The sequence below is a fragment of the Salipiger marinus genome, from assembly GCF_900100085.1.
GTDB classification, from domain to species: domain Bacteria; phylum Pseudomonadota; class Alphaproteobacteria; order Rhodobacterales; family Rhodobacteraceae; genus Salipiger; species Salipiger marinus.
On record NZ_FNEJ01000016.1, the window covers coordinates 107273 to 113856 of the forward strand.

The window sequence follows — 6584 nt, forward strand, 5'->3', positions numbered from 1 at the left end:
CTGCCCGATGCCGCGCGCCTCGGCGTCAGACCAACGCCAGAAGTGTTTTTAGATCGGCAAAGCCATTAGACCCCATGATCGGGGAGTGAGCTGACTGGGTCGGTGGCCTCTCCCGCAGCATTCTCCGTTCGCGGGTTGCGCCAGATTGGCTGGCGCCGAGCCTCAAGAATGGGGGAGTGGCCTCTGCTGCCGGTTTCGTGGACACGAAGACAAGATCGTGACCAAGGAACTGGAGAGTGGGTATGACCAGACGGAAGTTCAGCCGTGAGTTCAAGTTCGAGGCCGTAAGGCTGGTGACGAAGTGGGGAGTACGGTGGCGCAGGCCGCACGTGATCTTGATGTGGCCGAGAGCGTGCTGCGGCGGTGGATGCGGGAACTGGCGAGGATAATTTGCTTCGCGTCGAGCGCCCTGACTTCCGTATTTCTGTCGTCATCTACACCTCCAAGCTCAGGGTGTTGCGACGACCGGTTGAATCCGCACAATGTATAAGCGAGCAGCTTCAATGGCTTTTGGTCGACAACGGGATCACCTGCTCGATGAGCCGGGCCGGAAACGTGTGGAGCAACTCTGCGATGGAAAGCTTCTTCCCCTCGCCGAAGACCGAACGGACGGCCAGGAGGGTCTACCGCACCCGCGAAGAAGCACGCGCCGACGTCTTTGGCTACATCGAGCGCTTCTATAATCCTCGCAGGCACCATTCGAAACTGGGCTACCTCAGCCCCATGGAGTTCGAGGCCCGCGCTACGCTAGCTTAACCTGCTGTCCACGAAACCAGTAGCAGGCCGCTGCGGGACGATGAAAGACGGCATCATGGCACGCATGCCCACCTGATGGCGCGATGCGACGCGTAAAGCCGAAAGTCTCCGAAAGGGAACCCGTTCCGGTCCGAAGACTTCTTCAGTAGCCTGTTAAACCTGCCAGCTCCTCGTTTTATGGATTGGCGCTGTTGATTTCTTCATATATGGTAAATACCATAATGGGATTAATATATGAATTACTCAGGGAGTTCGCGGAGCAGAGCCACGTGATACGCTAACCCCGTCCAACGAGCGAGAGTTGCGTCGTTCATATCTAGACTTCGATTGCTCAGCATAGATTACTCCACAAATAATACCTACGCCGATGGCAACTGGAGGGACGCCCCCCGAGAGGGCAGCAAGATTATTGCAAGTAGCAAAGGTTCCAGCCGTTTCCACAAGCCAATTAGCTCTCGCTGGGGTAACTCCTGATGCGACCATCACCCTTTTAACCCCGTACTTCAAGGGAATCCGGACCAAAGGTGCAGCATTACCAGCGGCAGCAGCAATGGGGTTAGCTTCAACTAACCCAGATGCTAGACCCACCGCCGTACTTCCAGCATCGGCGAAATCAGCAGGTCCAATCCGGACTTCATCCATGCGATCACGATCTGGAACTTTTAACGCAGTACCCTTCGCCTGAGTTGACACGACATTTACTCTTGATGCCGATGAGAGCACAGAATTTCTAGTATCTCTCGGTTTTTCGCCTGCATCAGAACAGCCGGCTGCAATTGACATTATTGCAAGGGAGTAAATCACGATGAAAGCCCGACCGTTTTTAATAGACATATCTTAACTCCATGCTGAAGATCCGATCTCAGAATCTCACGCAAGAGTTAATAATTTGACATATAAAAAATTTCTGTCGAATTTCAATATATAAAATACTCCACATTCTGATTAATGTAGCGCAAATATTATTTATTCTTTAAAAGTTGAAATGGAACGGGTGCCGACGACAAACTTGGCCGTCAGCGTCAACCAAGTTGGTCTATGGAGCCTAACGAAGTCAGGGCGTAGCTCGCCCGTAGGCTGGGACTACCAGCGCGGCTCTCTTAAGGGGCTCAGAGCTGGCCGCTGCGGACCAGCAGGCTAGACTCAGAAGCAAGACGGATATCCGATTGTGCCCTGAAAATCCAGCACCACCAGTAAATGAGAGCTTAGCAGCCGGCGGATCACAGCCGCCTGAAGGAGCTTCAGCGAACTCACTGCCTGCCGGATTGAGTCCGGTCCGGCCCCAACGCAAGCACACCCGGAGTCCCACTGTGCCCGATCAACCAGCCCAATAAGCCAGCGCTATGAATAGCTTAAATTACCCAATATCTTGTCTAATGGGTGAGAAGTGGCCCACCCAACTAATACTCACTTGCTTAGACACAGCATCCCAGACCATCGGCGCCGCGCACGACGCCTCGCAAGCACAAGCCAGCGCACTCACATCCGCAATCAATCGCCCAGAGGTCTCTAGAAAAAATCGAGATACTGGTAAGGGGAAATATCGTTGTTAGATCTGCCAATGTCTATTTCGAGAATTTGTGTAACACCTCTTTCTGAAAGTTCATATTGAACCTGCAATACACCAGCATGAACGCCCGCCGTGCTGGGGTCGAAGCGGCCTATTGTAGTATCGTAGAGCACGATGCGATCTCCACCTGCTGGATCAAAATCCAAAATTTTAGCTAACTGCCGACCAGGAACAAACTGAAAACTATCAGCTCCAACTCCGCCTGAGAATGTGTTCTCTCCGCCGCCCCCGAATAGATCATCATCTCCAGCGCCCCCGACAATAATTTCATTACCATCTGACCCCCAAATTGTGTCATCTCCGGAGCCGCCATCGATAAGTATTGTCATACCTGAAAGGCTATAGTCAGGGCTTGTGAGGTCGATAATGTCATTTCCGGACATCCCACGAATTTCTTCAACGTCAATTAACCTCGCTTTTCCAGGCATGCCAAAGCTATCGGTTCGCAACTGGATGTTGCTATGAAACGCTGAGAGCGAATCATGTAGAAAAAAGGCATCGGGACCAGAGCCAAGTATGACAATATCGCGATCACCCCCCCCATCTATCACTGATAAGTTCCTCGTCATGCCGTAAAGGGGCACTAAATTACCTGGGCCAGGCATAGCCGCAGAGCCAACATTAGTAGCAAAGTGGCTTTCTGAGAAAGTCTGCATTGGCCTTAAGATAATGCTATCTTGACCCTCATCACCAAAAACCCAATCTGCACCATCAATTTCCCCGATCAAGTCGTCACCTGCTTCACCGTAGAGCAAATCCTCCCCACTACCGCCAATGATGGTGTCGTCCCCCCATCCGCCATTAAGCGTATCACAGCCAGAACCACCACGAAGAAGATCATTACCAGTTTGACCTTTTAATGAGTCATTACCCTCTCCACCTTCCAGAATGTCATTTCCATCTTCCCCGCGGATCGTGTCGTTAGAAATCCCGCCTTTTATAAAATCATCTCCATTGGTAATTGCTTGCAGCTCGATCATTGAAAGTTCCCGCTTAGCGAGAGTAAAATTTAAACTTGACCCCTCCAGAATGTAGCCATCACTATTACGAACTAAAGGATTAGCTCGATCATCTCTAGGAGATCCATTATCACTTGTCATCCCAGTCTCAAGAACAAAATAAATTTCGGAAAAGGCAAAATTTTCTAAATCTATATTTATATCTTTATATGCCTCTTGCTGTCCAACTATACCTCGTTCAGCGACGAAAAGGATAGCCTTTGTCTTATTGCCAAAGCCGTGGATGTCGATCCTCTGTTCGACCTCAAAGTCGAATAGAGGTGTGAGACCTGCCGTCTTGGTTAACCAAGAAAACGCTACGCCTGCAAAGGTAAGATCGCTCTCCGTACTGTCAATAAGCGTTCTGTAGTTAACTGAAGGGTTGCCAAAGGTGATCGGCCAAAAGTTGGCGCTATCAACGCCATTAGATGTAAGCTCAAAAAAGGCCTCAACTGTAGTGTGGGCATATAGAAGGCCATTGGCGTGCCCTTCAGTGGTGGTTCGATTGTGTGGGCTCCATTCGGTGACGTAATGTTCAAGAGAATTTTGCCCGAGATACAGGCGAAAGTTATCAAAAGCGGTTCTAAGTGCGAAGTCACGCTCTCCGTCTATTCCTGAAAAGCCGCCATTGAAATAAACATGAGATATCGCTCCCGAAATATTATCCACAGCACCGGGAACATTGAGTATTTCTCGAGCAATCGTTTGATTTTGCGTTAAGGCAGCGCCTTCACCGGAAACTGTTCTAGTCAACCACCCAGCGGGTGGAGTTCCAGAATATTCCGCCGCGAGGTGTATATCATAGCCTCCGTGAGAAAGTGGCTCGAGGTAGAAATGAGCGTCTGTGACCGGGCTGTACATATTACCTGAGGAGACGATCTGAACACCGATATCGACGTCAGGATAGCGTGACCCCAAAAATAAAGCGAGTCTCCCAGACAAATAACCATATTCCATAGCGGACATTTCACCACTGCCCCAAAATTCATTTCCTATTTCAAATCGAACAACTTCTATCCCCTGCGTATGCGCAAGACTCAAGGCGGCATCAATATAACGCGAAACTAATTGGAAGTAATCCGATCTTAGCTCTATTCTGCTACCGTAGGTTCCATTTTCAATAGCTTCACCGGCGGATATCGCGAAGGAAATCCTAGTAGGGATCACCAGTTGCACATCAGCACCTGCATGTGCTGCGCTAATAAAAAAATCGGCCAACGGAGTGAATGTTGCATTCTCCCCATTAGTGGAGTAGCTTCCGGTTTCCCATGAGCCAGTTAAGAACACAGAATTTGTGAATCCCGACTCTGTGATGCTACCTCCCGGAAAACGCAGGATCGTTGGAGCCAAACTCTGAAGCACGCTAAGGTTAGCGGGGCGATTTGGGAATTCGAAGTCATATGTGGTAACAAAATTTGTGCCAAACATTGCCTCCGGTACAGGGTGAGAGATGAATTTCTCATTTTCAGTTATTAGGTATTTAGACATCATCAACTCCGCGCTTGCGTGGCTTTGATGACTTTTTTTGCGGGAGATTTTTCGAAAAGAATTGGGCTGAATTTGGGCATCAATTCTTGAATTTAGCGAAAATCGATATATTTTAGGAGCCTTTTATGGTCCTAGCGGTTTAGGTGCAGAGCCCGTCTCTCCATGTTGGGACGATTAGAGCGCCATGTCCCTGAGTGTATAGTGCCTGATAAATAATATTTATCGAATGGGCAACCATACACTGGGACAATTGATAAAGCTGAGATTGCCTGCTGAGCTCGATCAGCTATATGCCGCCAGCCGAGATTGAACGGCAGCATCTTGAACAGATCGAAGCACTGGATAAGGTGGCACGACGTGTTGAACGATGCGCTCTTCGGCCAAGCCCGGGTGGCTCAGATGGAAAAAAACGGCAAACTAGGTAGAACAAAAATTTCGGCGTTATGAACGCTAAACTTCTTAACCGAAAAATATTCCATCACCGGTGCGGCTCGTACATCCTGTTTCGATCTCGAAGACTATGTTGCGAGATTACGTCGGTCCAGAGAAAATGTCGACATACACGAGAAATTTCAATAATTTCTTCACCTTTATCAATTTTTATGCGAATGAGGCGCTTCGATTTTGAGGTCGATATGTTTAACTTTCTAGAAACCCCATTTACTGATAGCGAAGCAATATTTGTGCTTTGCATTGAGCCGAGCGACTTTAATAGTCTTCAGGCGGTTGAGCGAAATATTATCTGCCCATTTCGTGGTGACAATAAATTTAGCTTCCCTAATTTCTTTGATCTGCTCACTTACGCCTTGAGTAAAATATATTTCGACGACTGCTTCTCTGAATCTGAAATGAATGATATTGTTCTTAATTATATGGACGACTTAGCCTCCTCACTTGATAGCATCACCAGCTATAATCCAGAATTGGATTATGGCAACTTACCAGATATTGCAACCGTTCTTTTGCTTGATCCGTCTAATCCTTTTTTAAAAGCGGAGGCGGCAGAGGGAGAAATGGTAATGCTGTCGCAAGATAAGCTATGGAGCGCGAACCTTCGTATTCCAATATTCATCAGTATCACAGCAGCTGTATTTCTTCGCTCAATCAAGGCATTGACGCCTTCCCTGTCCTTGATTTGAGAACACCGCCTGCTCTCGCTCCAAAAAATACGCCAGGCGCGTGCGCCGGCTGGGACGGCCACCGCTACAACACGCATGTGCTCTGCCCTGTTGCTGAGACCTCTACCCAAAGATCAGGTACAAGATTGGTGTCAGGCTACAGCGAACGTAAGCAATCACTTAGGGGCCGCGATCGCGTTAACTTGACGATTTGAATTTTATTAGTCTAATGACTAGCGGTGACTGCCTCAAAACCTACTTCAAGATTAGGGATCATTTTGGGGTGCAGATCTCCCTCCGCTGCGGTTTAGAATGCCCTTAGAAGTTAGGCCGTGTTGACAAAAGGGATTCACATCGTGCTACAGGCATGATTCAAGCTGGTGTCTACGATGGAGACCAGCTTGGCACGAAATCTTATGTCGGACGAAGAATGGGCGTTCTTTGAACGGTTCATTCTGGCAGTCCGTGCGCCTAACGGGCGCAAACCGACCAATCACCGCCTTGTTCTTGATGGGATTTTCTGGATCGCCCGCACGGGAGCGCCGTGGCGCGATCTTCCCGAAGAGTTCGGTAAATGGTCCAGCGTCTACCGGCAGTTCCGGCGCTGGACACTGGCAGGGCTGTGGGAGGACATCATGGAAACCCTGAACCAGA

General features: G+C 49.0%; 3 protein-coding genes and 1 pseudogene. 3 read left to right on the forward strand and 1 reads right to left on the reverse strand.

From position 1 onward, the window contains the following. Positions 1-480 precede the first annotated feature (480 nt). Positions 481-756, forward strand: a pseudogene (locus tag BLR51_RS17690) (IS3 family transposase); the annotation flags it as partial. A gap of 1509 nt (positions 757-2265) precedes the next feature. Here BLR51_RS17690 and BLR51_RS27200 read toward each other — a convergent pair. After that, complete coding sequence (locus BLR51_RS27200) at positions 2266-4812, reverse strand: calcium-binding protein (RefSeq protein ID WP_165616868.1); 2547 nt, start codon at positions 4810-4812, stop codon at positions 2266-2268. A 635-nt stretch (positions 4813-5447) separates the two neighbouring features. On the opposite strand from BLR51_RS27200, the gene BLR51_RS27460 reads away from it, so the two are divergent. Beyond that, the gene (locus tag BLR51_RS27460) at positions 5448-5951 is read left to right on the forward strand and encodes a hypothetical protein (protein ID WP_131821840.1); all 504 of its coding nucleotides are present in this window, start codon (positions 5448-5450) and stop codon (positions 5949-5951) included. A gap of 368 nt (positions 5952-6319) precedes the next feature. Continuing rightward, on the forward strand, positions 6320-6584 hold a 265-nt coding region (locus BLR51_RS17695; protein WP_131821841.1), incomplete at its 3' end, for a transposase.